This window comes from Vibrio lamellibrachiae (assembly GCF_050337265.1).
Classification (GTDB): domain Bacteria; phylum Pseudomonadota; class Gammaproteobacteria; order Enterobacterales; family Vibrionaceae; genus Vibrio; species Vibrio kyushuensis.
Genome location: NZ_JAKJSU010000006.1, coordinates 368,461 through 391,227 on the forward strand (window position 1 = coordinate 368,461; position 22,767 = coordinate 391,227).

General features: G+C 43.1%; 19 protein-coding genes. 11 read left to right on the forward strand and 8 right to left on the reverse strand.

The features are described from left to right. Positions 1-16 precede the first annotated feature (16 nt). The 3 genes from torC to L4C54_RS10845 all read left to right on the forward strand — a co-directional run bounded on the left by torC (position 17) and on the right by L4C54_RS10845 (position 5,590). The gene (gene torC, locus L4C54_RS10835; protein WP_428808181.1) at positions 17-1,198 is read left to right on the forward strand and encodes a pentaheme c-type cytochrome TorC; all 1,182 of its coding nucleotides are present in this window, start codon (positions 17-19) and stop codon (positions 1,196-1,198) included. A gap of 23 nt (positions 1,199-1,221) precedes the next feature. Continuing rightward, entirely contained in the window at positions 1,222-3,684 is a 2,463-nt protein-coding gene (gene torA, locus L4C54_RS10840) for a trimethylamine-N-oxide reductase TorA (RefSeq protein WP_428808182.1), read from the forward strand. Between the two features lie 166 nt (positions 3,685-3,850). Beyond that, a complete protein-coding gene (locus L4C54_RS10845; protein WP_428808183.1) occupies positions 3,851-5,590 on the forward strand; it encodes a glycoside hydrolase family 36 protein in 1,740 nt (579 codons plus the stop codon). A 23-nt stretch (positions 5,591-5,613) separates the two neighbouring features. Here the strand turns inward: L4C54_RS10845 and L4C54_RS10850 are convergent, their stop codons facing one another. Further along, complete coding sequence (locus tag L4C54_RS10850) at positions 5,614-6,834, reverse strand: putative manganese transporter (protein ID WP_428808184.1); 1,221 nt, start codon at positions 6,832-6,834, stop codon at positions 5,614-5,616. A 109-nt stretch (positions 6,835-6,943) separates the two neighbouring features. After that, positions 6,944-7,675: a transporter substrate-binding domain-containing protein gene (locus L4C54_RS10855; protein WP_428802312.1), complete on the reverse strand. Its 732-nt coding sequence runs from the start codon at positions 7,673-7,675 to the stop codon at positions 6,944-6,946. Between the two features lie 210 nt (positions 7,676-7,885). Here L4C54_RS10855 and L4C54_RS10860 point away from each other — a divergent pair, with 210 nt between their 5' ends. Both L4C54_RS10860 and L4C54_RS10865 read left to right on the forward strand, forming a co-directional pair. Next, the gene (locus tag L4C54_RS10860; RefSeq protein WP_428802311.1) at positions 7,886-8,791 is read left to right on the forward strand and encodes a manganese-dependent inorganic pyrophosphatase; all 906 of its coding nucleotides are present in this window, start codon (positions 7,886-7,888) and stop codon (positions 8,789-8,791) included. 107 nt (positions 8,792-8,898) lie between these two features. Then, positions 8,899-9,291, forward strand: coding sequence for a DUF2750 domain-containing protein (locus L4C54_RS10865; protein ID WP_428808185.1), 393 nt, complete (start codon positions 8,899-8,901; stop codon positions 9,289-9,291). Positions 9,292-9,353: 62 nt separating this feature from the next. On the opposite strand, the gene L4C54_RS10870 is transcribed toward L4C54_RS10865, so the two are convergent. The 6 genes from L4C54_RS10870 to pspF form a co-directional block, all read right to left on the reverse strand. After that, complete coding sequence (locus tag L4C54_RS10870) at positions 9,354-10,139, reverse strand: peptide ABC transporter ATP-binding protein (protein WP_428808186.1); 786 nt, start codon at positions 10,137-10,139, stop codon at positions 9,354-9,356. After that, positions 10,136-11,131, reverse strand: a complete 996-nt coding sequence (locus L4C54_RS10875; RefSeq protein WP_428802305.1) for a peptide ABC transporter ATP-binding protein — start codon at positions 11,129-11,131, stop codon at positions 10,136-10,138. The genes L4C54_RS10870 and L4C54_RS10875 overlap by 4 nt, the downstream gene beginning before the upstream one ends. Continuing rightward, entirely contained in the window at positions 11,131-12,018 is an 888-nt protein-coding gene (sapC, locus tag L4C54_RS10880) for a putrescine export ABC transporter permease SapC (protein WP_428802304.1), read from the reverse strand. The genes L4C54_RS10875 and sapC overlap by 1 nt, the downstream gene beginning before the upstream one ends. Further along, entirely contained in the window at positions 12,005-12,967 is a 963-nt protein-coding gene (locus L4C54_RS10885) for an ABC transporter permease (RefSeq protein WP_428808187.1), read from the reverse strand. The genes sapC and L4C54_RS10885 overlap by 14 nt, the downstream gene beginning before the upstream one ends. Continuing rightward, a complete protein-coding gene (locus tag L4C54_RS10890) occupies positions 12,967-14,586 on the reverse strand; it encodes an ABC transporter substrate-binding protein (protein ID WP_428808188.1) in 1,620 nt (539 codons plus the stop codon). The genes L4C54_RS10885 and L4C54_RS10890 overlap by 1 nt, the downstream gene beginning before the upstream one ends. Positions 14,587-14,703: 117 nt before the next feature. Then, entirely contained in the window at positions 14,704-15,795 is a 1,092-nt protein-coding gene (pspF, locus tag L4C54_RS10895; RefSeq protein WP_428808189.1) for a phage shock protein operon transcriptional activator, read from the reverse strand. Between the two features lie 217 nt (positions 15,796-16,012). On the opposite strand from pspF, the gene pspA reads away from it, so the two are divergent. The 6 genes from pspA (at position 16,013) to L4C54_RS10925 (ending at position 22,671) form a co-directional block, all read left to right on the forward strand. Further along, positions 16,013-16,681: a phage shock protein PspA gene (gene pspA, locus L4C54_RS10900; RefSeq protein ID WP_428802300.1), complete on the forward strand. Its 669-nt coding sequence runs from the start codon at positions 16,013-16,015 to the stop codon at positions 16,679-16,681. A gap of 9 nt (positions 16,682-16,690) precedes the next feature. Further along, positions 16,691-16,924 carry an envelope stress response membrane protein PspB gene (gene pspB / locus L4C54_RS10905; protein WP_428808190.1) on the forward strand — a complete coding sequence of 78 codons (234 nt, stop codon included), beginning with the start codon at positions 16,691-16,693 and terminating at the stop codon, positions 16,922-16,924. After that, positions 16,917-17,306, forward strand: coding sequence for an envelope stress response membrane protein PspC (pspC, locus tag L4C54_RS10910; protein WP_428802298.1), 390 nt, complete (start codon positions 16,917-16,919; stop codon positions 17,304-17,306). The genes pspB and pspC overlap by 8 nt, the downstream gene beginning before the upstream one ends. A 149-nt stretch (positions 17,307-17,455) precedes the next feature. After that, entirely contained in the window at positions 17,456-18,487 is a 1,032-nt protein-coding gene (locus L4C54_RS10915) for an efflux RND transporter periplasmic adaptor subunit (protein WP_428808191.1), read from the forward strand. 1 nt (position 18,488) lies between these two features. Continuing rightward, a complete protein-coding gene (locus tag L4C54_RS10920; RefSeq protein ID WP_428802296.1) occupies positions 18,489-19,574 on the forward strand; it encodes an efflux RND transporter periplasmic adaptor subunit in 1,086 nt (361 codons plus the stop codon). Beyond that, on the forward strand, positions 19,567-22,671 hold the full coding sequence (locus L4C54_RS10925; protein WP_428802295.1) for an efflux RND transporter permease subunit: 3,105 nt from the start codon (positions 19,567-19,569) through the stop codon (positions 22,669-22,671). The genes L4C54_RS10920 and L4C54_RS10925 overlap by 8 nt, the downstream gene beginning before the upstream one ends. Positions 22,672-22,767: the final 96 nt, after the last annotated feature.

Sequence of the window (22,767 nt, forward strand, 5' to 3'; positions counted from 1 at the left end):
TTTAAGAGAGCGAAACATGAAATCAACGATTGTAAGACTGTGGCGTACCATGACACGCCCAGCAGTACATATCAGCTTAGGCGTACTCACTATGGGTGGCTTCATCGCTGGTGTGATTTTCTGGGGTGGTTTTAACACCGCATTAGAAGCAACCAATACCGAAGAGTTTTGTATTGGGTGTCATACCATGAGTGAAAATGTGTATGTTGAATTACAAGAAACAGCGCACTGGAAAAATAGTTCTGGTGTAAGAGCGACATGTCCAGATTGTCACGTGCCACATGAATGGACCGCTAAAATTGCTCGTAAAATGCAGGCTTCTAAAGAAGTGTTTGCTCAAATTTTTGGCGATTTAGGAACACCTGAAAAATTCGAAGCACGACGTTTAGAATTGGCCCGACATGAGTGGGACCGATTCTCAGCAAATGGCTCTTTGGAGTGTAAAAACTGTCACGCTTACGAGTCGATGGATTTCGAACAGATGTCTCCAACAGCTCGTATTCAAATGTCACAAGCAGCTGAGCGTGACCAAAGTTGTGTTGATTGTCATAAAGGCATTGCACACCACCTTCCACAAGATATGGCGGCAGCGAGCGGTATTGTTGGTGATCTAGAACAAATTGCTAGCAGCACTCGTTATTCAAATGGTAACGACGTTGTCTCGATTCGTCACTTGCCGTTATACACGGATCAAACGGCAGCGACTGAAGCTGGTTTATTAAGTCCTGCAAGTGAAGTTTCAATCATTGGTGAACGCGGCGACATGATAGAGGTTCAGATTGACGGTTGGCGTAAGGCAAAAGGCTTCGGTCGTGTTATCCAAGAAGATTTTGGTATGAACATCTCTACTGCCATTCTCACTCGTGAAGTTTCTCAAAGTGACGTCATTGCAGTTGGTGAGAAGAAAGAAGATGAGTTAACCGGCCTGCCTTGGGAAGAAGTGAGCCTATCGCTTTGGATGAAGAAAGAGTCAATGCTTTCCGATTACACACCTATCTGGAACGCTGCAGAAGCGGCTTACACAAGCAACTGTTCAACTTGTCACTCTCAACCAGAAGAAGCGCACTTCAGTGCTAACGGATGGGTAGGCATGCTTGATGGAATGATAGCGTTCGTAAACTTTGATACAGATACAGAAGCACTCGTGCTTAAGTACCTACAAAAGCATTCATCAGATTTCGCTGAAGGCGAGCATTAATCGACGTCAATTGGAGTATTAAAATGGCAATTTCAAGAAGAAGTTTTCTAAAAGGCGTCGCAACAACGAGTGCAGCATCGCTTATCGGTCCTAGCTTGTTAGCATCGACTTCAGCTATGGCTGCTGATACAGAGGGAACTTGGAGAGTATCTGGTTCTCACTGGGGCGCATTTAGAGCCCGTGTCTATGCAGGTAAAGTACAAGAGATAAAACCATTAGAGTTAGATAAGCACCCAACAGACATGCTTAACGGCATTAAGGGCATCATCTATAGCCCTTCACGTGTTCGTTACCCTATGGTTCGCCTTGATTGGCTTAAGAAGCATAAATACAGTGCCGATACCCGTGGTAATAACCGTTTCGTACGTGTTACGTGGGATGAAGCTTTAGATCTTGTTTATCGTGAACTTGAGCGAGTACAAAAGGATTACGGTCCTTGGGCACTTCACACCGGTCAAACGGGTTGGCGTCAAACGGGTCAGTTCCATAGCTGTACTAACCATATGATGCGAGCAATGGGTCTTCATGGTAACTCAGTGAAGAAAATTGGCGACTACTCAACGGGTGCTGGTCAAACAATTCTTCCTTACGTATTGGGTTCAACTGAAGTTTATGCTCAAGGCACGTCTTGGGAGCTGATTTTAGAGAACAGTGACAACATCATCATGTGGGGTAACGATCCCGTTAAAAACCTTCAGGTTGGCTGGAACTGTGAAACGCATGAGTCATTTGAATATCTAGAGCAGTTAAAAGAAAAAGTCGCGAAAAACGAGATTAACGTTATTTCTGTCGACCCTGTACAAAATAAAACAGGTCGCTTCCTTGAAAGCGATCAGATGTACATTAACCCACAAACAGACGTTCCTTTCATGCTGGGCGTTGCTCATGTCCTTTATAACGAAGGCTTACATGATCAAAAGTTCATTGATACTTACTGCTTAGGTTTTGACGACTTCATTCAGTATGTACAAGGCGAAACGAAAGACAAAGTTGAAAAAACACCGGAATGGGCGGCGAAGATTTGTGGTGCTAGCGCTGAGAAAATCCGCAAATTCGCACACATGCTTGTTAATGGCCGCACTCAAATCATGGTTGGTTGGAGTATTCAGCGTCAAGAGCACGGTGAGCAGCCGTACTGGATGTGTGCAGTACTCGCGGCAATGGTAGGTCAGATTGGCTTACCGGGCGGTGGTATTTCTTACGGCCACCACTATTCTGGTATCGGTGTTTCTTCGACTGGTTTTGGATCACCAGGCTCATTCCCGTTGAATATCGATCAAGGACAAGAGCCTAAGTATACTAACAATGACTTTAATGGTTATAGCCGAGTGATCCCTGTTGCTCGTTGGGTAGATAGCCTACTTGAACCGGGTAAAAAGATTAAAGCCAATGGCTCAACGGTTACGCTTCCTGATATCAAAATGATGGTGTTTAGTGGTAACAACCCATGGCATCACCATCAAGATCGCAACAAGATGCGTCAAGCATTTAAGAGCTTACAAACTGTTGTAGCGGTTGACTTTGCTTGGACAGCAACGTGTCGTCATTCAGATATTGTTCTGCCTGCGTGTACGCAATGGGAGCGTAATGACATCGATGGTTATGGTTCATATTCAGGTCGTGGCTTAATCGCGATGCAGAAGTTGGTGGACCCACTGTTCCAGTCAAAATCTGACTTTGACATTATGAGAAACCTAACTCGCCGTTGGGGACGTCATGATGACTACACACGCGGTATGGATGAAATGCAATGGGTACGCTCTTTGTATAATGATTGCCGCAAAGCAAATGAAGGCGCGTTTGAAATGCCTGAGTTTGAAGAATTCTGGGAGAAAGGCTTCCTTGATTTCGGTAAAGGTAAACCATGGACACGTCATGCTGCATTCCGTGAGGATCCTGAAATCAATGCGCTGGGTACACCATCTGGGTTTATAGAGATCTCTAGCCGCACCATCGGCAATATGGGGTATGACAAGTGTCAGAATCACCCTATGTGGTTTGAAAAATCAGAACGTTCACACGGTGGTCCGGGTTCAGATAAACACCCATACTGGTTGCAATCATGCCACCCAGATAAGCGTTTGCACTCGCAGATGTGTGAATCGGAAGAGTTCCGTGCAACTTACGCTGTGAAAGGTCGTGAGCCAATCTATATCAACCCGACTGATGCGAAGAAAAAAGGCATTAAAGATGGCGATATAGTTCGAGTGTTCAATGACCGTGGCCAGCTGTTAGCGGGCGCTGTATTGATGGATAGCTACGCACCGGGTGTTGTTCGTATTGAAGAAGGTGCTTGGTACGGCCCGATTAATGAAAAAGTTGGAGCATTGGATACCTATGGCGATCCAAATACGCTAACTCAGGATATTCCAACATCAGAGCTTGCTCAGGCAACGTCAGCTAATACCTGCCAAGTCGATTTTGAGAAGTTCACAGGGAAAGTACCGCCCGTAACATCGTTCGGTGGACCGATAGAAGTAAGCTAATAACTTACTGCTTCCAGCAAAAAACTAATGCCAATCCGACAGGGTTGGCATTTTTGTATTAAAATCCAAATAGATAGTAAATTCGATAAGATATTTTGAACTGTGGTGAGAGTATTTATCACTAGAACTGAGATCTACCACTGCTACTGAGAGGTTAAGTTACCGTATGGCGCAGATTATTACATTGGCTTGCCAACGAGAAGTCTCCGTTTTAAATAACGACTTATCGGTATCATTGGCTAATCAAGAGCTTACGTTTCGTTTTATTGGTATCCATAATAACGAGATATCGAGTGAGTACCGTCTTTTTACTATGCCATTTGAATTTGAGTTATCAGCGACCTTATTGGGCGATGGTTTCCAAATGTTAGCCCAAACGTCAGGAACGAGTGAGAGTCCAATAGACGTTGGACGTTGCCCTGATAATAACTCAAGTTACCGAATCTATTCCAAAACTGACCCTAAACGTTATTACAACTACATGGTGATCGAAGAATCAACAGGCTATACCTTGCTTGGTTTTACGAGTTGCCACCGTTTCGCAGGTTTTTTCCAAATAGTAGAAAATGAAGATCAACGTGTCATTGTGGCCAACATTGATGGAGAGCAAAGTTATCCGCTTGATTGGGATAGTCAGCGACTAGAATCTGTCGCTGTGTTGAGTGGCCCGTCGTTAGCATTGCTACTTGAGGAGTTTACCCAATTAATCAGCAATCACCATCCAGTAAAAAGCACGTTACTGCAAAAGTCTCCCATTGGATGGTGCTCTTGGTATGCCTACTATGCGGCGGTGACAGAAGAAAATATCAAGCGTAACTTGCTCTCAATGCAAGACGATTTGGAGTATCTGGAATGGGTACTACTCGATGATGGGTATCAGGCTTTTATGGGCGATTGGCTTACTCCGTCCAAAAAATTCTCAAACGGTATTAAGCCTTTGATCCAAGATATTATTAAGAAAGGTAAGAAGCCAGCTATCTGGTTAGCTCCTTTTATCGCTCAACCTGAATCCCTGATATTTAAGCAGCACCCTGATTGGTTTGTGCAGCATGAATCTGGTGAACACCTCAAAGCTGAAGATGTTACTTATGGCGGTTGGCGCTGTACACCGTGGTATATCCTGGATACGTCACATCCCGAAGTACAAGAACACTTAACCTATGTCGTTCGAACTATGCGTGAAGAATGGGGGGTTGAGCTGTTTAAGCTTGATGCGAACTACTGGGGTACATTAAAAGGTAAGCGCTATCAATCGGGTGTGACCGGTGTTCAAGCGTATCGAATGGGTATGGAAGCAATCGAAAAAGGGGCGGGCGAAGCCTGGTTATTAGGGTGTAATGCGCCAATGTGGCCATCACTTGGTTTGGTTGATGCGATGAGAGTGTCGGATGACGTTGAGCGTTCAGCGGATCGCTTTAATCAGATTGCAAAAGAAACCTTCTTCCGCAGTTGGCAGCATCGAAAATTGTGGCATATCGATCCAGACTGCGCGACATTTGTGTCGTTAGCTAACCAATCAACAGAGCGACAGAGTTATGAATTTCATCGTACAGCGTTACTTGCGAGTGGTGGTTTGTTACTTTCCGGTGACCCGCTTCCAGAGCTAACTCCTTTTGCTAAATCAAGCCTAACAAAGCTCGTACTCAGACAGAAACATAATCAAAATGCGGCAAAGTTTACTTCTTTGTCGTTAACCCATGCATTTTTACCTATCACAGAGAGAAATGATCTTCACTGCTTATTCAATTACCAGTCGGAGCAAAAAGAGATCACCTTGACCTCAAATCGACCTGTTTATTGGTATGACTACTGGAGTGGAAAGAAACTCACTTCTGAACCCTTGCAGATTCTTGAAGTCAATTTAGAAAAAGGGCTTAGTAGTCGTGCCATTATCACTGCGAGTTAATGAGCGTTTCTAAAAATTCCATTTTATTCAAATAGAAAGTAGTACCCATAGCCGACAAAGAAAGCAGGTATAACAGAATAGAGTGTTGCAACCAGTGCTGCTTTGGGTGCTAATGCTATTGCTGGAAATAACGCATCGCCATCGTTTGATATTGAATTTGCTAGCTGTGTTGATAAAGGTACGGCACCAGAGATATACAAGCTAGTGATGAGTATTTGAGGACCACACCCGGGGAGAATCCCAACGGCCAGTCCTACAAGTGGCATCCATACACCCCAACCCGATACCATTTGAGAAATATCGATTTGGGCGAAAAAGGTCGTCAGTTCGAATAGTAGAAATGCAACGATTACCCACGCGGTGACAAAGTTAGTATCTTGCGCCGCTTTTTGAATTGGATGAGACCCTGAAAACTTCTGATCCTCAGATACCGTCGACTGGTAGTCTTTTAATTCTTTGGTTAAAGACCATAAAAACATGCTGAGAATGATGAATCCGGTTCCTAACCACTCGATTGTGGCTTCGGGTAGTGTAAATAGTTGGTTTATATCGACTTGAAATGAGCCAAGCGCTGCGATAATCGTTGCCGGAACCAGTAAGACTTTCCAAAAGATGCCTTGTAGATTGATCGCTTTCTTTTCAAATGAATTGTCTGTTGAGGCTTCTTGAGTCGCTTTACGAGCGCACTCACTGTCGATTTTTTTAGGAGAGGTCTTAGGTCTTAAGAAGTCATCGGCATGGAATTGATTAACGACCCAACCTGAAATGCAGCCTACAGCAATGCCAAGAACGACAACGCTTAATCCAACGTCTGGTTTGCTTGCTAGCAAAAGAAACGCAGCGTCGCCCATTGTTGATGTTAAAACGGCGACAATGGCACCAAACCCAACTCGTCCACTAATGAACTGCGTTGTGACTACGATTGCTCCGCCGCAACCCGGTAATGCGCCTAGAAGTGATGCAAAGAAAACTTGATGTGTTCTAGAGCGCGTGTAGAGTTTTACGAGCGCACTGTTTTTACCCATGTAACTTGATAAGTAATGATAAATTGCGAGAGTAAATGCAACGTAACAGGACACTGCCCAGAAAGCATCGGATAGTGTTGAAACGGTAATTTCACGTGTTGTTTCTGATGCTAATAGAGCAAGTAACGCAATGGGCAGAATTAAGCGTTTATATGTAAGACGAAACTGGGTAAAAGAGAGCCAGGACGGAAAGTTGCTCGTAAGATTGAATGTATTCATGACTAAGATCCGCAATTGATAATGATTCTTATTATATGCAAATGAGAATCATTATCAATAGTGGCGCATCTGTTTTTTAGTTCGTTACCAGAAAAGTGCTTGGTTAATGCTAACGATACTTTTCTAATAAGCGGTCATACATGCCATTTTCTTTAATAGTGTGTAACCCAATCATAAACTGAACCAACAATTTGTCTTTATTCGGGTGGTTTTCACTGATCGCTAAGTGAATAGGTTTGATCATCAAGCTACGATGTACGAAATGAAAGTCGTTGTTTTTTAAACCTAGCTTTCGAATTGTATAATTAAATGCTCTTTCATCAGCCAAAATAGCGTCGATACGTTTTGCTTTAAGTTTACGAATGTTGGTTTCTAAATCAGGCTCGACGAGCCTATCAAAATAGGTGGATTGATTGAATTTACTACCATAACCATGGTCTTCAATAACGCCTATTTTCATACCAGTGAGTGAAGAAAAATCGCTGTAATTAAAAGCATTTTCTTTAAGAACAATAAACTTTAAGTGAACCATGAGGTAAGGGACGCTATATGCAAGTAACCCTGTGCGAGAGTCTGACCACCAGAGGGCAATTAGCACATCTTTTTGCTTCTTATTCACCTCTTTTAGCGCTCGAAGCCAAGGCTTCACTTCCAATTCAACATGGTAATTTTGTGCTGAGTACGCAGCTTGGACGATATCTACTGCCAATCCTGAATTACGATTATCAAATACATAAGGTGGCCAAGTGGCTTGGGTCGCATGAATGACTCGAACGGTAGCTAAGGCGGGCGGTGATAGGGATAAGATGAAGAATGTAAAAGATAACAGACAATTGCGCATGAAATTCCCTCTATTCTTTGTCAAAGTTTAGACGAAAAATCTCGTGATGGGGATGAAATGTACAGAAAAGTAGATCGAGTTACAAAGATAGAATCGCTCGGGGAATGAAGCGTTAAGGAATGACAAATTTTTTAAATCAGGTAAAGTAACGCCTTTGTGAGCAATCTCGCCCCATTGAAGGGTGAATAAACTAAATGTACAGGAAGAAAGATGATTCTAGTTGTCGGTCATAAGAACCCAGATAGTGATAGTATTTGTAGTGCACTAGTAGCAACAGAGCTACTAAAGTCTCGTGGTCTTGAAGCTATGCCAATTCGCCAAGGCGAAATCAACCGCGAAACTCAGCACATTCTAAATGTTGCTGATGCAGTATCTCCGGAACTACGTACTTCTGTAGCGGGCGAAAAAATCTGGCTAGTAGACTACTCTGATCTTGCACAGGCACCTGACGATGTTGCAGACGCTGAGATTTTAGGTATTGTCGATCACCACCGTCTAGGTGACGTGATGACCGTTAACCCAATGGAAGCTTGGATCTGGCCTGTAGGTTGTACAAACACAGTTCTATTCAACATGTTTAAGATTGAAGGCCATTCAATCTCTCAACAGATTGCTAAATTAATGATGTCGGCAATTCTTTCTGACACTGTTGGTTTTGCTTCTCCAACATGCACTCAAAAAGATAGAGATGCAGTTGCCGAGCTTGCTGAAATTGCAGACGTACAAGATGTTGATTCATTCATCAAAGACCTTCTAATCGCAAAAACAAACATCGAAGGTTTGTCTGCTGCTGAACTAGTAGAAAAAGACCTGAAAGGCTACCCATTTAACGGTCGTGACGTTGTTGTTGGTCAAGTTGAACTAGCAACTCTAGATCAAGTTGATGGCATGATTGAAGCGCTAGAAGCCGATCTTGAAGCGCGTTGTCAGAACGATGGGCTAGCATTTGCTGCGGTAATGCTGACTGACATCACAACGGCTCAAACTCGTCTTCTTTACAAAGGTGAGTGGGCTGAAAAATTAGTGAAGCATGAGAAAGAAGGCTTACTAATGATGGAAAATACTCTTAGCCGTAAGAAACAAGGCTGGCCTTGGCTACAAGCTGAATTAGTATAATTCAAAACGAATTTTTCAAGCGCCCGCAGACATTGTCTGTGGGCGTTTTTATTACTTCGGTGTAAAAACCTAGAACAAATAGCGTAGACAAAGCTGAGGAATAAAATATGACAACAACAGCTCTAAATGCAGATCAAATCTCGACGATCAACAACTATAACGATGAAAAACGTTTTAACTATTGCATCAAAGAGATTGTCTCAAATCGACAAGTATGGATCCTGACTGACGAACATGGCTGTGTGATGCTTAATACGGAAGAAGACGATTGTGTACCAGTTTGGCCGAATGAAGAGTTCGCTACAGCTTGGGCTACAGACGATTGGAAAGAGTGTAAAGCGGAAGCAATTTCAATCAATAAATGGCATAGCCGTTGGACGCAAGGGCTGGAAGATGATGAGCTTTCAATCGTTGTGTTCCCAAATGAAAAAGAAGAGGGCGTAATCGTCTTTCCTGATGAATTTGATTTTGAGTTAAAGAAACAAGCAGCAAAGCGTTAAGTAAAGCGAAAGCTTCCGTCACGGAGAACGCACAAATTGGTGCTACCTCCGTGACATCTCAATTACTTAAAACACGGCGCCTTATTAAAGTGGCTTTCGATCATACGCTGAGTAATCTGGTGTTGTGGGTTACAAAGTACTTTCTGTGTGTCTCCTGATTCAACCACATTTCCCTCATGCATCACCATCACTTTATCGGTAATGTGTTTCACAATACCAATATGCTGCGATACATAAACAAACGATACTCCCATCTCCTCTTGCAGCTCCAAGAACAGATTAATTATCTGCGATCTCATTGCCATATCCAACCCGTTAAGCGCTTCGTCAGCGACGATAATCGATGGTTGAAGAATAAGAGCTCTTGCCAAGCACACACGTTGCTTCTGGCCTGTAGCAAGCATTTGAGGGTAGAAATAGGCGTGCTCAGGAAGCAGTCCAACGCGTCTTAATGTTTCTTTTACTCTTTTCATCCGCGCATCTGGCGGCATGCTCGTATTACGCTTTAGTGGCCCTTCCAAGATATGGCCAATTTGAATTCTTGGATTTAAAGAGGTGTTCGGATCTTGGAAGATCATCCGTATAAGCTTACAGCGCGTCGAGTAATCTTTGTGTTCTAACAGCTCTCCATTGACCCGGATATCACCCGAAGTAGGTTCGACCATACCCGAAAGCATACGAGCGAGCGTAGACTTTCCGGAGCCATTTTGTCCAATAAACCCAATGGTTTGCCCTGCATCTAACGAGAAGCTAACCGGCTTTACTGCGTGTTGAACCTTTCTTCTAAATAGACCTGAACGGGTGACAAAGTCCTTTTTTAGCCCGTTAACTTCTAATAAGGCACTCATGACTTTTTCTCCATGTTCAGAGGGAAGTGGCAAGCAAATTTGTGGTGCTTAATTCTACGTGTCTGCGGTATTTTTACACATTGCTTTTGCGCGTAAGGGCATCGTGGGCCAAGTCGACAACCAATTGGAAGGTGTTGTAATGGAGGAATAGATCCCGGTAATGATTGAAGCTTCTGCTTATGAGGGATCCAGTCACTAAAATCGGGGACCGCTTTAAGTAAAGCGGACGTATAAGGGTGTTTTGGCGCTGAGAGTATTTTCTTAGTATCGGCCGACTCTACAGATTGACCACAGTACATAACAGTAATACGTGTTGCCCATTGAGTGATGGTCGTTAAGTCATGGCCTACAAGCATAATGGTCGTGTTATTGACCTGATTCATTCGACTAAGCAAACGTAATATTTGTGATTGAGTAATGGGGTCGAGATCATTTGTTGGTTCATCGGCAATCAAGATTTTTGGCTTAGTCGCTATCGCCATTGCGATCATCACTTTTTGACATTCACCATCGGTAAGCTCGTACGGGTAGCTGTCCATTAAGCTTTTATGATCTTTGATACCGACTTTATGTAGCAGGGCTGCCGCTTGTTTTTTACGCCACTTTAAGCGCTCCCACCACCGTCCTGAAAATGAATCGGATGGGATGGATTCAGTCAATTGGTTGCCCACTTTTTCTGAAGGGTCAAGACAGGTAGAGGGTTCTTGAAAAATCATCGCAATATCGCGAGCAATTACCTTTCGCCTTTCTTTTGGTGTTAATTGAAGAAGGTCAATATTACCAAAGCGCATTCGATCCGCTGTAACGTTCCAGTTATCCTTACACACGCCAACAATCGCTTTTGCTACAAGACTTTTCCCAGAACCTGATTCACCCACCAAGCCTCGTATTTCACCTTCGTTCAAGGTAAGGCTCATGCGATCAACGGCCTTAACTAGACCTTGTGGGGTATTAATCTCAATGGTTAGATGTCGAATATCTAATAATGGCATTATTCAGTCCCCGCATTAAGAGCTTGGCGGACGCCATCACCGACTAGGTTAACAATGATAACCGTCACCATGATTGCAAGACCGGGTAGGGTAACAGTCCATGGAGCGAGATAAATGAGCTCTACAGAATCACCTAGTATTGCTCCCCACTCTGAACTGGGAGCTTGTGCGCCAAGGCCTAAGAAACCTAGGGCAGTAATATCAAGAATCGCTATTGATAATGCATAGGTCACTTCAGTGGCAATAATGACAAGGATGTTTGGCAATATTGAATTCCACAGTAGATAAAAGTCGTTAGCACCATCAAGACGAGCAGCCATGATGTAATCTTTTTCAATCTCATTGTGTACTGCGATGTAAACGGAACGAATAAACCGGGGAATTAGAGCAAGACAGATAGCCAGAAGAATATTAAATTCGCCGAAACCAAGAAACGCGACAAAGATGATAGCTAACAGTAGTGATGGAATGGACATGATCGTATCAAGCAAATGATTAAGAGTGCTTGATAGCAATCCTCTAGTCATTCCGGCCAATATACCAATCACACAGCCAATACTGGCGGCGATAGCGGTTATAATAATTGCCGCACCGAATGTCAGTTGTGAGCCTTTAATCAGGCGTGAAAGAATATCTCGACCTAGATCATCTGTCCCTAAAAAATACTCGACAGTGCCTGCTGGGTTCCATGATGGCGGAATAAGAAGGTGCCCGGATTGTGCTTGCGGATCATGTGGTGTGATCAGCGGAGCCAAGAGGGTAATCAAAATAATGAGGACTAAACACCATAGGCCAAACATCGCTAGGCTATTAGAACGAAAGCTGTGCCAGAATCGCTCAAACTGTGTAGGGATATGCTCTTCTTGATAAATGTTATTTGTTAGCATACCAGTCCTTTCTCACTAGTGGGTTAACCATAGCTCCAATCAAGTCGGAAACAATATTTGCAGTTAAAACCAGCGTAGCGACGACAATCACCCCGGCTTGAATTGAGGCGTAATCTTGATTGGCCAATGCATCGAGTAACCAACGGCCGATACCGGGCCAGTTAAAGATTGATTCAGTAATGATGGCTAGAGTAAGCATGCTTGAAAGCTGAACTCCAATTTTAGGTACGATTGGAGGGATAGCATTTCTTAACACATGTTTAGTAATAATTTCCCAGTTTACAAGCCCTCGTATTCGAGCTGCACGGATATAGTTTTCACCCATTACTTCTGCAACCGATGTCCTCATTAAGCTGACAACTTGTGTTGTCGGTGCAAGAGCTAACACTAAGCAGGGAAGGATCATGTGCTCTAATACACTTTGAACGGTGTGGGCGCGGTATTTCCCCTCAGTAAGAAACGCATCAATCAGTGCAAAGCCGGTGACATGGTTTACTTGATAAAGTAGATCGTAACGACCTGAGATGGGCAGAACTTGATAGTGCAGTGAGAAAACCATAATGAGCAATAAGGCGACCCAGAATAGTGGTGCTGAATAGCCTGTCATTGAAGTGAAAGAGATGACGGTATCAACCCACTTACCTTGCCTCATTCCGGCAATAGTACCTAAAGGTATACCAATGAACATAGAGATAATAAAAGCAACAAAACACAGCTCCAATGTCGCTGGGAAGACGATAATGAGTTCGTCAATGATTGCGATACCATTTCGATTATGACCGAAGTTAAGTTGAATTAACTCACCAAGGTAACTCAACCAACCACTCCAAAAATCGAGATGCGCCCAAGGAGACATTGAATCTAGGCGTACTATGCTAAAACCGATGATGGTTAACAACATCAATGTAATGAAAAACAGATTAAGGCGTCGCAGTGTATATAAAAACATTAACGTACCCTCTCAACGTCATTGAAGGGAGGGACATTAAACGGGCTAAATTTTAAACCGGATAATGAATTATGGTGAACTTGGAATTGCATGCCGTGAGCCAGAGGTATCACTGGGAACTCTTCATTCAAAATGTTTTGTGCTTGTTTGTATAAATTAGTGCGATAACGCGGTTTATCGACCTCAAGGGCTAAGTCAAGCAGGAAGTCGAAATCGGCGTTACACCACATAGAAATATTTAACCCTGCGCGCTCAGAGTCACATGAAAGCAGAGGTCTTAGGAAGTTATCTGGATCGCCAGTTACACCAAACCAACCCGTGAGGAAAAGGTCAATGCTACTTCTTCCAGAGGCATCATTACGATTAAAACGGTCTTCAGTGACAAGGCGAAGGGTAATGCCTACGTCAGCAAGGTTTGCTTGAATAAGCTCTGCCGTTTTTCTTGGGCTAGGATTGTACGCTTTACTTTCAAGAGGCACTGACATAGTAAGCTCAAGACCTGATTCATAGCCTGCGTCACGTAACAATGCAATGGCATAGTTACGGTCATAACGTACTTGAATACTGTCTTTTTGATAAGCCCACGATGTTGGTGGAAGTAGCGTGTAGGCCAGACTTCCTGTTCCATAATAAACAGAGTCCAGGATATTCTTTCGGTTGATCGCAAAGTTGAGCGCTTTACGCACACGGGTATCATTTAAAGCAGGGTGGAGAGTGTTTACAGCAATATAGGCAACGTTCATGGCTGGCTTTGCGGTTAAGACAAGCTCCTCTTGTTGCTCAATCACTGGGATTTGGCTTGAAAGCGGTGAGCTAAGTACATCACATTCATTACGAAGAAGCTTAGCAAATGTACCAGTTCCCCTATGAGATATATCAAACACAACCTGTTCAAGCTTTGCGGGGCCATTCCAGTAATTATCGTGTCGACGTAAGCGCACTAGATCATTTACTTGGTATTCATCTAGGAAAAATGGTCCAGAGCCAATAGGTAGACTATCAAGCTGCCTTTTATTATCGCTATGCTCGAGCTGTGTAGCGTACTCAAGCGAGTGAATCACAGCATGACTTGTTGCTATGTTAGATAGAAAAGTGTTGTCAGGTCGACTTAAAGTGAATTTTACTTTATGAGATGACAATGCTTGAACATCAATCAATAAATTTTGAAAATCGATACCAGTAAACCAAGGGTATTGGCCATTGCCAACATAGTGATACGGATGAGTCGAATCGATTATTCGTCGGAAACTGAATACGACGTCGTGAGCATTCAAAGGGCGCGTCGGAGTAAACCAACTTGTGCTCTGAAATTGCACGTTTGTTTGGAGATCAAACGTATACTCAGTTCGTGATTTATTGACTGACCATTTAGATGCAAGGCTTGAAATAGGCTGATGAGTATCAGGATCGAGAACGACGAGTGTATCGAATATCTGAGGGCTTAAAGCCTCTGATGTAATTCCACTATCAACTAATTGGGGGTTAAACGTTTGTAAGCTGCCTTGCCCACAAAAGATGAAACCACTTTGTCTGATTTTGTTGTGATCGAGCTCATCGCCACAGCCTATTAATAGGCTTAGGCTAAAGAATCCAAATGTAAGTCGTAAGAAAGCTTTCATAGAAAGAACTTTATTGAGGTAATAGGCAACATCAAGCCTGATATTTTGCCGTAAGATCTCAACAATTTACCATTTTTTGTTCATTCAAACCAACTGAAAACAGTTGAATGCCCGAGGTTATTGTTCGTTTTGTCCAATTAGGTCATATTTTCTGACCATGCCTCTTAATTGATGATAGCTCAAGCCTAATAGCTCAGCGGCTTTACGCTGATTAAATTGTGCCTCATTTAATGCAAGGGTTAACAATTCGATATCCTGTGTCTCTTGCCATTTTTTATAATCAACCGGAAAATCGATTCTGCGTTGCAAGCGGAGGTTATTATTATCATCGTTTGAAGTCTTGTCGTCAGAGCCATTGTTTTCGGAGCCATTATTAGCATCTATTATAGCGCCATCAATAGGGGGCTCATTAGAAATGTCAATATTGCTCCACGCATTTTCAAAAGGATTGAAAATGAGAGAGTCTACAGGCTCATCGACAGCGCTATGCTGATAAATAGCACGCTCAATGACATTTTTTAGCTCTCGTATATTTCCTGGCCAAGCGTAGTTAAGTAGCTCATTCATAGCGTTAGGTGAGAAGCCTGAAAAATATTCTAATTCTAACTCTTGGCACATTTTAATTGCGTAATGTTCCGCAAGCAGTGGGATGTCTTCTTGGCGTTGTCTTAGTGGCGGTATGTGAATCACATCAAAGGCGAGCCTATCAAGCAGATCTGCACGAAACAAATTTTGTTCGGCCAGTTTAGGAAGATTAGCATTGGTCGCGCAAACCAATCGAACATTAGCATTGAGAGACTTTTGGCCACCCACACGTTCATATTGTCCGTATTCAATAACTCGTAGTAGTTTTTCTTGAACGGATAGGGGAGCGGTCGCCAATTCATCTAAGAACAGAGTTCCCCCTTCTGCTCGCTCGAATCGGCCATGATGACGACCTTTTGCACCAGTAAATGAGCCAGACTCATGACCAAATAATTCAGAATCAATCAGACCCTCGCTAAGCGTTGCGCAGTTTAGTGAGACTAAATTTTGCTCCCAACGGCGAGACAAATAGTGTAATCGCTGAGCAATCAGTTCTTTGCCTGTTCCTCGTTCACCAATGATCAGTACGGGTCTATCTATTGGGGCTAGTCGAGACACTTTATCGAGTACAGACAGAAATGCCGGTGATTCACCAATCAAATTTTGACGCATAACGAGATCCATGTTGATACACAGGGGTTGGTTAAAAATACCAACTGTAGGTTAATTTCATCATAGCATAGATGATTATGATAATGAGCGTTTTCTAAGTGATTGAATATTAACGATCTAAACTTGGCACATTACTTGATTGTATATTTACATACTCACAGAGCCTTTGTGCTGAAATACACTCTACATAAAATGCAGCGCAACATATTATTTTAATAGGAGATCTATCATGGGCGTTTTTTCTCGTTTTGCTGATATTGTAAATTCAAACATTAGTTCACTACTCGATAAGGCTGAAGATCCTGAAAAAATGATTCGCCTCATAATCCAAGAGATGGAAGATACTTTGGTTGAGGTGAGAACCAATTCAGCGAAAGCATTAGCCGATAAGAAAGATTTGGTCCGTAAAATCGAAGCAATGGAAGATCAAATTACAGATTGGCAGCAAAAAGCGACACTGGCTATAACTAAGCAGCGCGAAGATCTTGCAAGAGCGGCACTGATTGAAAAACAGAAATTGCAAGATATGATGAAGGGGCTACAAACTGAGCGTGTCCTTGTTGAAGACACCATTGAAAAACTGGGTGGAGAAGTAAGCAAGCTAGAAAGTAAAATTCTAGAAACTCGTGCGAAGCAGCAGACGTTAGCTATTCGTAATCAAACAGCGACAAGTCGACGTGATGTGCAAAAACATCTTCATACCAGTCGCACACATGAAGCGATGGCGAAATTTGAACAATACTCACGTAAAGTGGATGAGTTAGAAGCTGAAGCGGATGTGTATGCAAAAAGCGGTAACGCTAAGTCATTAGATCAAGAGTTTGCTGAACTTCAAGCACAAGATGAAATTGAAAATGAGTTAGCCAAGCTTAAGCAGCAGATTAAAGACAAAGAATAGGAGAAATACATGTCGTCATTTTTAATTGCAGGGCCGTTGATGGTCTTCTTAGTCTTTGTCGCTCCTCTGTGGCTAGTTTTGCATTACAGAGGCAAACGAAACTCGGGCACTGGGCTTTCAGGTGAAGATAATCAACGTATTCAGAAACTGTCAGACCAAGCGGATAAATTGCAATCTCGCGTTGTAACTTTAGAGCGAATTTTAGATGCAGAATCACCCAATTGGAGATCATCTTATGACTAAGAAGGAGCTGTATAGGGACACTCAAAACAGCAAATTAACGGGTGTCTGTGCAGGACTCGCTAACTACTTTGCGGTCGAAGTGTGGCTAATTCGTATCTTAGTCATTTCAGCGGCTCTTTTAGGCGGCAGTTTCTTGGTGATTCTTGCTTATGTTGCAATGACATTGATGCTAGAGAAACAACCAGATAACTACAGTGAAAATATCAAGACTCAACAAGAGCACAAGTTGAAAAGTAAGCCTTGGCAGCAAGGGAAGTCTGCAAGTGAATTATTAAAGACTTTAGAAGCTGACTTCGATGGTATGGCGACTAAGCTTGGGAAAATGGAAGCACATGTAACTTCTGAGGCTTTCAAGGTTAACCGTGAGTTTAAAAATCTTTGAACCACCAAAGCAGTTGAATCAATAATGAGAGCAACATCAAATGCTGCTCTCTATTCATTTAATTTCAATGAATTAACATAACATTAACTGGCATGCAGCTTGGCATTAATCTATCATTTGTAACTAAATGATACCAATGGATAGAGAGCATGCGAAAATTAGCGCACCTTGTTGTCTTTAGCGCAATTTTAAGTGGTTGCGGTAAAGATCTTCCCCCCGTTCCTGAGCCGGAATCTCGGCCTGCAAAACTGTTTACTGTATCAGTCGGTAATAGCCATTTTGAGCGCCACTTCCCTGCGACGACAGAAGCGGGCGATAAAGCTGTTCTCACTTTCAGAGTACCAGGCCAATTACAAAGTATTGATGTGACTGCCGGTCAAATGGTGAAAAAAGGCGAGCAGTTAGCAACGTTAAATCCAGATGAGTACTCACTGTTAGCTAAGCAAGCTAAGGCTCAGTTTTTGTTGGCAGATGTTCAATACGAACGCTATAAAAAGCTTCACAAAGATAAAGTCGTCTCTGAGCAAGATTTTGATCAAGCCAAAGCTAATCACAATTCCGCCACTGCTGTGATGTCTCAAGCCAATGCAAACCTTCGTTACACCAAGCTTATCGCACCTTACGAGGGCACGATTTCGTTAGTGCCTGCGCAAAATTTTGAGTTTGTAAGCGATAAGGTTGGAATTATGAATATTCAAACTAATCAATTGCTTAAGGTTATTTTTCAGCTTCCTGACCATTTGTTAAATCGTTTTGCTCAAAACTTAAACCCTACAGTGACAATGACATTTGATGCCTTCCCTGGTGCCGCTTACCCATTGTTATTTCAGGAAATAGATACTGAAGCTGACCATAAAACTGGCTCATATAAAGTCACCATGGTGATGGAGCGACCAGAAGATGTTGGCATTCTTCCTGGTATGGCTGGAAGTGTGCGTGCGATTGTTGATGCAGGGAGTGCGACGAGAATTCCTTCTTCTGCCCTGTTCGAAGCGAATGGTAATACCAACGTTTGGCGAGTCAATTCTGATGGAATTACAGAAAAAGCGAGGGTAAAGCTTAACGATAAGAGAGAAGTTCTATCTGGTTTAAACGATGGCGATCAGATTGTGATATCCGGTGTCAGCGGTATCGAAGCGGGCATAAAAGTTCGCGAATGGGTGAAGGAGAGAGGGCTTTAATATGAAACAATCATTACGTTATTGTCTCTTAGCGCTAACAACGATATTGACCGCATGTGGGCAAGCGCCCATTGAAAAAGTGAGTCAGCTTGCGAGAGTGAAAGTTGCAGACCTGTCAGTTAGCCAAGTTCGTGACAGTCTATATTTTCCGGCGGTAGCCAATGCAGCGGAGCGATCTCATTTAAGCTTTCGCGTCGCGGGTGAAGTCAGTCACCTTCATGTACGAGAAGGCGACAAGGTGACTAAAGGTCAGCTTATCGCACAAATTGATCCAACGGACTATCAATTAGACGTTGATAACGCTTCAGCCCGTTTCTCTGTGGTTGATAGTCAGCATAGACGTTCTAAGCCACTTGTTAAAAAAGGGCTTTTGGCGAAATCTCAGTTTGATGAAATAGCCGCACAGCGTTGGATAGCGTTAGCTGAACTTGAACTGGCGAAGTTACGTTTATCATTTACAAAGCTACGCGCACCCGTCGATGGCATTATCTCAAGAGTCAGTATTGATCAATTTGAGAACATCCAAGTAGGGCAACAGATCGTTAATATACACAGCGTAGAAAGTGTTGAAATACTGATTCAACTGCCTGATCGCTTGTACGTTAATCAGCCTACAAGAGACATTATTGATGCTATTCAAACGATTGTTCGTGTTCCAAGTGGTAATGAATATCCTGCAACGGTTAAAGAGTTTACGACAGAGCCCGATCCATCAACCGGAACATTCACCGTTACGCTTTCACTGCCTATGCCTGAAACCGAGTACATTTTAGATGGTATGGCGGTTGAAGTAACCGCGAGTGGGTCAACCATTGGACGAGGGATGTCCGTAGGAGCAACGGTTCCAATTGAAGCTGTATTTAATGGTGAGGGCGACGGACTAGACCGCACGAATAAGTATGTTTGGATACTTAATCAAGACAGCACCGTATCAAAACAAAAAGTTGTTTTGGGCAAGGCAACGTCGGACTCATTTAAAGTGATCGATGGAATTGATAGCAGTAACAAAGTGGTTATTGCTGGACTTTCAAGGTTAAGAGAAGGAATGAAAGTGGAAGTGATTTCAGAGGTAGCCATTCATGAATGATTCTAATAAGGCTCTGCCACAAGAAAGTGATGAAGAGAAAGGCATCGCTGTCTATTTTATAAAGAACCGCGTGATCAGTTGGATGATCGCTTTGATATTTCTGATTGGTGGCGTATCAGCATTTTTTAATCTAGGCCGGTTAGAAGACCCTGCATTTACAATTAAAGATGCCATGGTCGTGACTCAATACCCTGGAGCGACACCGCAGCAAGTGGAAGAAGAAGTTACTTATCCCCTTGAAAAAGCGATTCAGCAGCTTACCTATGTTGATGAGGTTAACTCCATATCCAGTCGAGGGTTGTCTCAAATCTCGGTCACCATGAAGAACAACTATGGTCCAGATGATCTACCTCAAATATGGGATGAATTGCGCCGTAAAGTGAATGACACCAAAGGCTCTCTTTCCCCCGGGGTAAGCTCTCCTCAGGTCATTGATGACTTTGGTGATGTTTACGGAATCCTGCTTGCAGTTACAGGCGAAGGATATGGCTACAAAGAGTTACTGGATTACGTTGATTACTTAAGGCGAGAGCTTGAGCTTATTGACGGTGTCAGCAAAATATCGGTATCGGGCCAGCAGCAAGAGCAGGTGTTTATTGAGATCTCAATGAAGCGATTGAGTAGTCTTGGATTAGCGCCAACCACAGTCTTTAATTTACTCTCTACTCAAAACCTTGTGTCCGATGCAGGTGCAGTCCGAATTGGCGATGAATACATTCGCATCCACCCTACAGGCGAGTTCAAAAATGTAGACCAGTTGGGTGATTTAATCATCAATGAAAGTGGCGCTTCTGGCCTGATCTATTTACGTGATGTAGCGGAAATCAGTCGTGGCTATCAAGAAGTACCAAGCAACATCATCAACTTCAATGGTGAGGTGGCGTTGAATGTCGGGGTTTCGTTTGCAAGCGGCGTCAATGTCGTTGAAGTTGGAAAACGGTTTGATAGACGCTTAGCTGAATTGAAGTTTCAACAACCGGTTGGCATTGATATCTCGGAAATTTATAGTCAACCCAAAGAGGTCGATAAGTCGGTTAGTGGCTTTGTTGTAAGCTTAGGGCAGGCTGTGGCGATCGTTATCATCGTCCTTCTTTTCTTTATGGGCTTACGTTCTGGTCTCCTTATCGGCCTTATACTGTTGCTGACAGTATTTGGTACTTTCATCTTCATGCAGTATTTCAAAATTGATTTACAGCGTATATCACTTGGTGCACTCGTTATAGCCCTAGGGATGTTGGTGGATAATGCCATTGTCGTTGTAGAGGGAATATTGATAGGGACCCAAAAAGGCCGGACCCGAACCCAAGCGGCGACAGATATTGTTACACAGACCAAATGGCCTTTGCTTGGTGCAACAGTCATCGCTGTCACAGCCTTCGCCCCCATTGGTCTGTCTGAAGATGCAACAGGTGAGTATTGTGGTACATTATTTACGGTACTTTTGATCTCACTAATGTTGAGCTGGTTTACGGCTATTTCTCTAACTCCATTCTTTGCTGATATGTTCTTTAAGGGACAAAAAATGCCAGAAGGTGGTGAAGATAACGACCCGTACAAAGGGGCGGTATTTGTTATCTACAAAAACTTTTTAGAGTTTTGTATGAACCGTGCTTGGTTAACGGTCGCTGTTCTTGTCGTAAGTTTAGGAGCGGGCCTTTATGGCTTTACAATGGTTAAACAGTCATTCTTCCCTTCATCTATTACGCCGATGTTCCAAGCAGATATCTGGATGCCGGAAGGGACGGATATCAGAGCGACGAATACCAAACTCAAAGTATTAGAGAGCTGGATTGCTGAGCAAGACAATGTTGAGCATGTCACTACGACTGCAGGAAAAGGTTTACAGCGATTTATGCTGACCTACGCGCCTGAGAAAAGCTATGCAGGTTATGGCGAGATAACAACGCGTGTCGATGACTACGCTGCACTGCACGATCTGATGGCGAAGTTCCGTCAACATGTTGAAGATAATTTTCCAGAAATTAACTACAAGCTTAAACAGATTGAATTGGGGCCGGGTGGTGGCGCAAAAATTGAAGCGCGAGTTGTTGGCTCCGATCCAACGATATTGAGAGGTCTAGCAGCTCAGGTAGTCGATATCATGCATGCGGATCCTAATACCACGAACGTACGTCATGATTGGCGTGAACGAACCAAAGTTTTAGAGCCGCAGTTCAACGAAAGCCAAGCAAGACGTTACGGTATCACGAAGTCGGATGTTGATGACTTCCTGTCAATGTCATTCTCTGGGAAATCAGTCGGTGTCTATCGAGACGGCACAACGCTAATGCCTATCGTCGCTCGCTTACCAGAAGATGAACGAGTCGATATTCGTAATATTGAAGGCATGAAGATGTGGAGCCCAGTACTGAGCGAATATATCCCGCTTCAACAAGTTACGCTGGGATACGAGTTACAGTGGGAAGACCCAATTATTGTCCGTAAGAACCGTAAACGTGTTTTAACGGTAATGGCGGATCCTGATTTGCTAGGTGAAGAGACGGCTTCGACGTTACAAAAGCGTCTAATGCCACAAATTGAAGCGATCGAAATGCCACCGGGCTATTCTCTTGAATGGGGCGGCGAGTATGAGTCATCTCGTGATGCTCAAGCTTCACTATTCACAACCATGCCACTTGGCTATCTGTTCATGTTCTTAATTACTGTTTTCCTATTTAATTCGGTTAAAGAGCCGTTAATCGTTTGGTTGACTGTTCCTTTGGCGATAATAGGGGTGACAACGGGGTTATTAGCACTTAATACACCATTTGGCTTTATGGCGCTGTTAGGCTTTTTGAGCTTGTCTGGTATGTTATTGAAAAATGGCATTGTATTACTCGATCAGATTGAAATTGAAATGCAGTCGGGTAAAGAGCCTTATATTGCGGTAGTCGATGCTGCATTAAGTCGTGTTCGTCCAGTGTGTATGGCGGCGATCACGACGATACTTGGTATGATTCCACTGCTGCCTGATATCTTCTTTAAGCCAATGGCAGTAACGATCATGTTCGGATTAGGTTTTGCAACTGTTCTAACGCTGATCGTTGTTCCGGTTCTATATCGAATCTTTCATGGGCTAAAAATCCCTCAGCAATAGATCACTAGTGCTTTAACTTATTTTTGAGTCAGCACTAGAATAGTATTATGAAAAGCGCCTCTGATGATTCAGGGGCGTTTTAATAAGGAATGTTTC

Excerpts from the sequence above, each read along its gene's own strand:
- torC (WP_428808181.1), top strand. The coding sequence starts at position 17 with ATGAAATCAACGATTGTAAGACTGTGGCGTACCATGACACGCCCAGCA.
- torA (WP_428808182.1), top strand. The coding sequence starts at position 1,222 with ATGGCAATTTCAAGAAGAAGTTTTCTAAAAGGCGTCGCAACAACGAGT.
- L4C54_RS10845 (WP_428808183.1), top strand. The coding sequence starts at position 3,851 with ATGGCGCAGATTATTACATTGGCTTGCCAACGAGAAGTCTCCGTTTTA.
- L4C54_RS10850 (WP_428808184.1), bottom strand. The coding sequence starts at position 6,834 with ATGAATACATTCAATCTTACGAGCAACTTTCCGTCCTGGCTCTCTTTT.
- L4C54_RS10855 (WP_428802312.1), bottom strand. The coding sequence starts at position 7,675 with ATGCGCAATTGTCTGTTATCTTTTACATTCTTCATCTTATCCCTATCA.
- L4C54_RS10860 (WP_428802311.1), top strand. The coding sequence starts at position 7,886 with ATGATTCTAGTTGTCGGTCATAAGAACCCAGATAGTGATAGTATTTGT.
- L4C54_RS10865 (WP_428808185.1), top strand. The coding sequence starts at position 8,899 with ATGACAACAACAGCTCTAAATGCAGATCAAATCTCGACGATCAACAAC.
- L4C54_RS10870 (WP_428808186.1), bottom strand. The coding sequence starts at position 10,139 with ATGAGTGCCTTATTAGAAGTTAACGGGCTAAAAAAGGACTTTGTCACC.
- L4C54_RS10875 (WP_428802305.1), bottom strand. The coding sequence starts at position 11,131 with ATGCCATTATTAGATATTCGACATCTAACCATTGAGATTAATACCCCA.
- sapC (WP_428802304.1), bottom strand. The coding sequence starts at position 12,018 with ATGCTAACAAATAACATTTATCAAGAAGAGCATATCCCTACACAGTTT.
- L4C54_RS10885 (WP_428808187.1), bottom strand. The coding sequence starts at position 12,967 with ATGTTTTTATATACACTGCGACGCCTTAATCTGTTTTTCATTACATTG.
- L4C54_RS10890 (WP_428808188.1), bottom strand. The coding sequence starts at position 14,586 with ATGAAAGCTTTCTTACGACTTACATTTGGATTCTTTAGCCTAAGCCTA.
- pspF (WP_428808189.1), bottom strand. The coding sequence starts at position 15,795 with ATGGATCTCGTTATGCGTCAAAATTTGATTGGTGAATCACCGGCATTT.
- pspA (WP_428802300.1), top strand. The coding sequence starts at position 16,013 with ATGGGCGTTTTTTCTCGTTTTGCTGATATTGTAAATTCAAACATTAGT.
- pspB (WP_428808190.1), top strand. The coding sequence starts at position 16,691 with ATGTCGTCATTTTTAATTGCAGGGCCGTTGATGGTCTTCTTAGTCTTT.
- pspC (WP_428802298.1), top strand. The coding sequence starts at position 16,917 with ATGACTAAGAAGGAGCTGTATAGGGACACTCAAAACAGCAAATTAACG.
- L4C54_RS10915 (WP_428808191.1), top strand. The coding sequence starts at position 17,456 with ATGCGAAAATTAGCGCACCTTGTTGTCTTTAGCGCAATTTTAAGTGGT.
- L4C54_RS10920 (WP_428802296.1), top strand. The coding sequence starts at position 18,489 with ATGAAACAATCATTACGTTATTGTCTCTTAGCGCTAACAACGATATTG.
- L4C54_RS10925 (WP_428802295.1), top strand. The coding sequence starts at position 19,567 with ATGAATGATTCTAATAAGGCTCTGCCACAAGAAAGTGATGAAGAGAAA.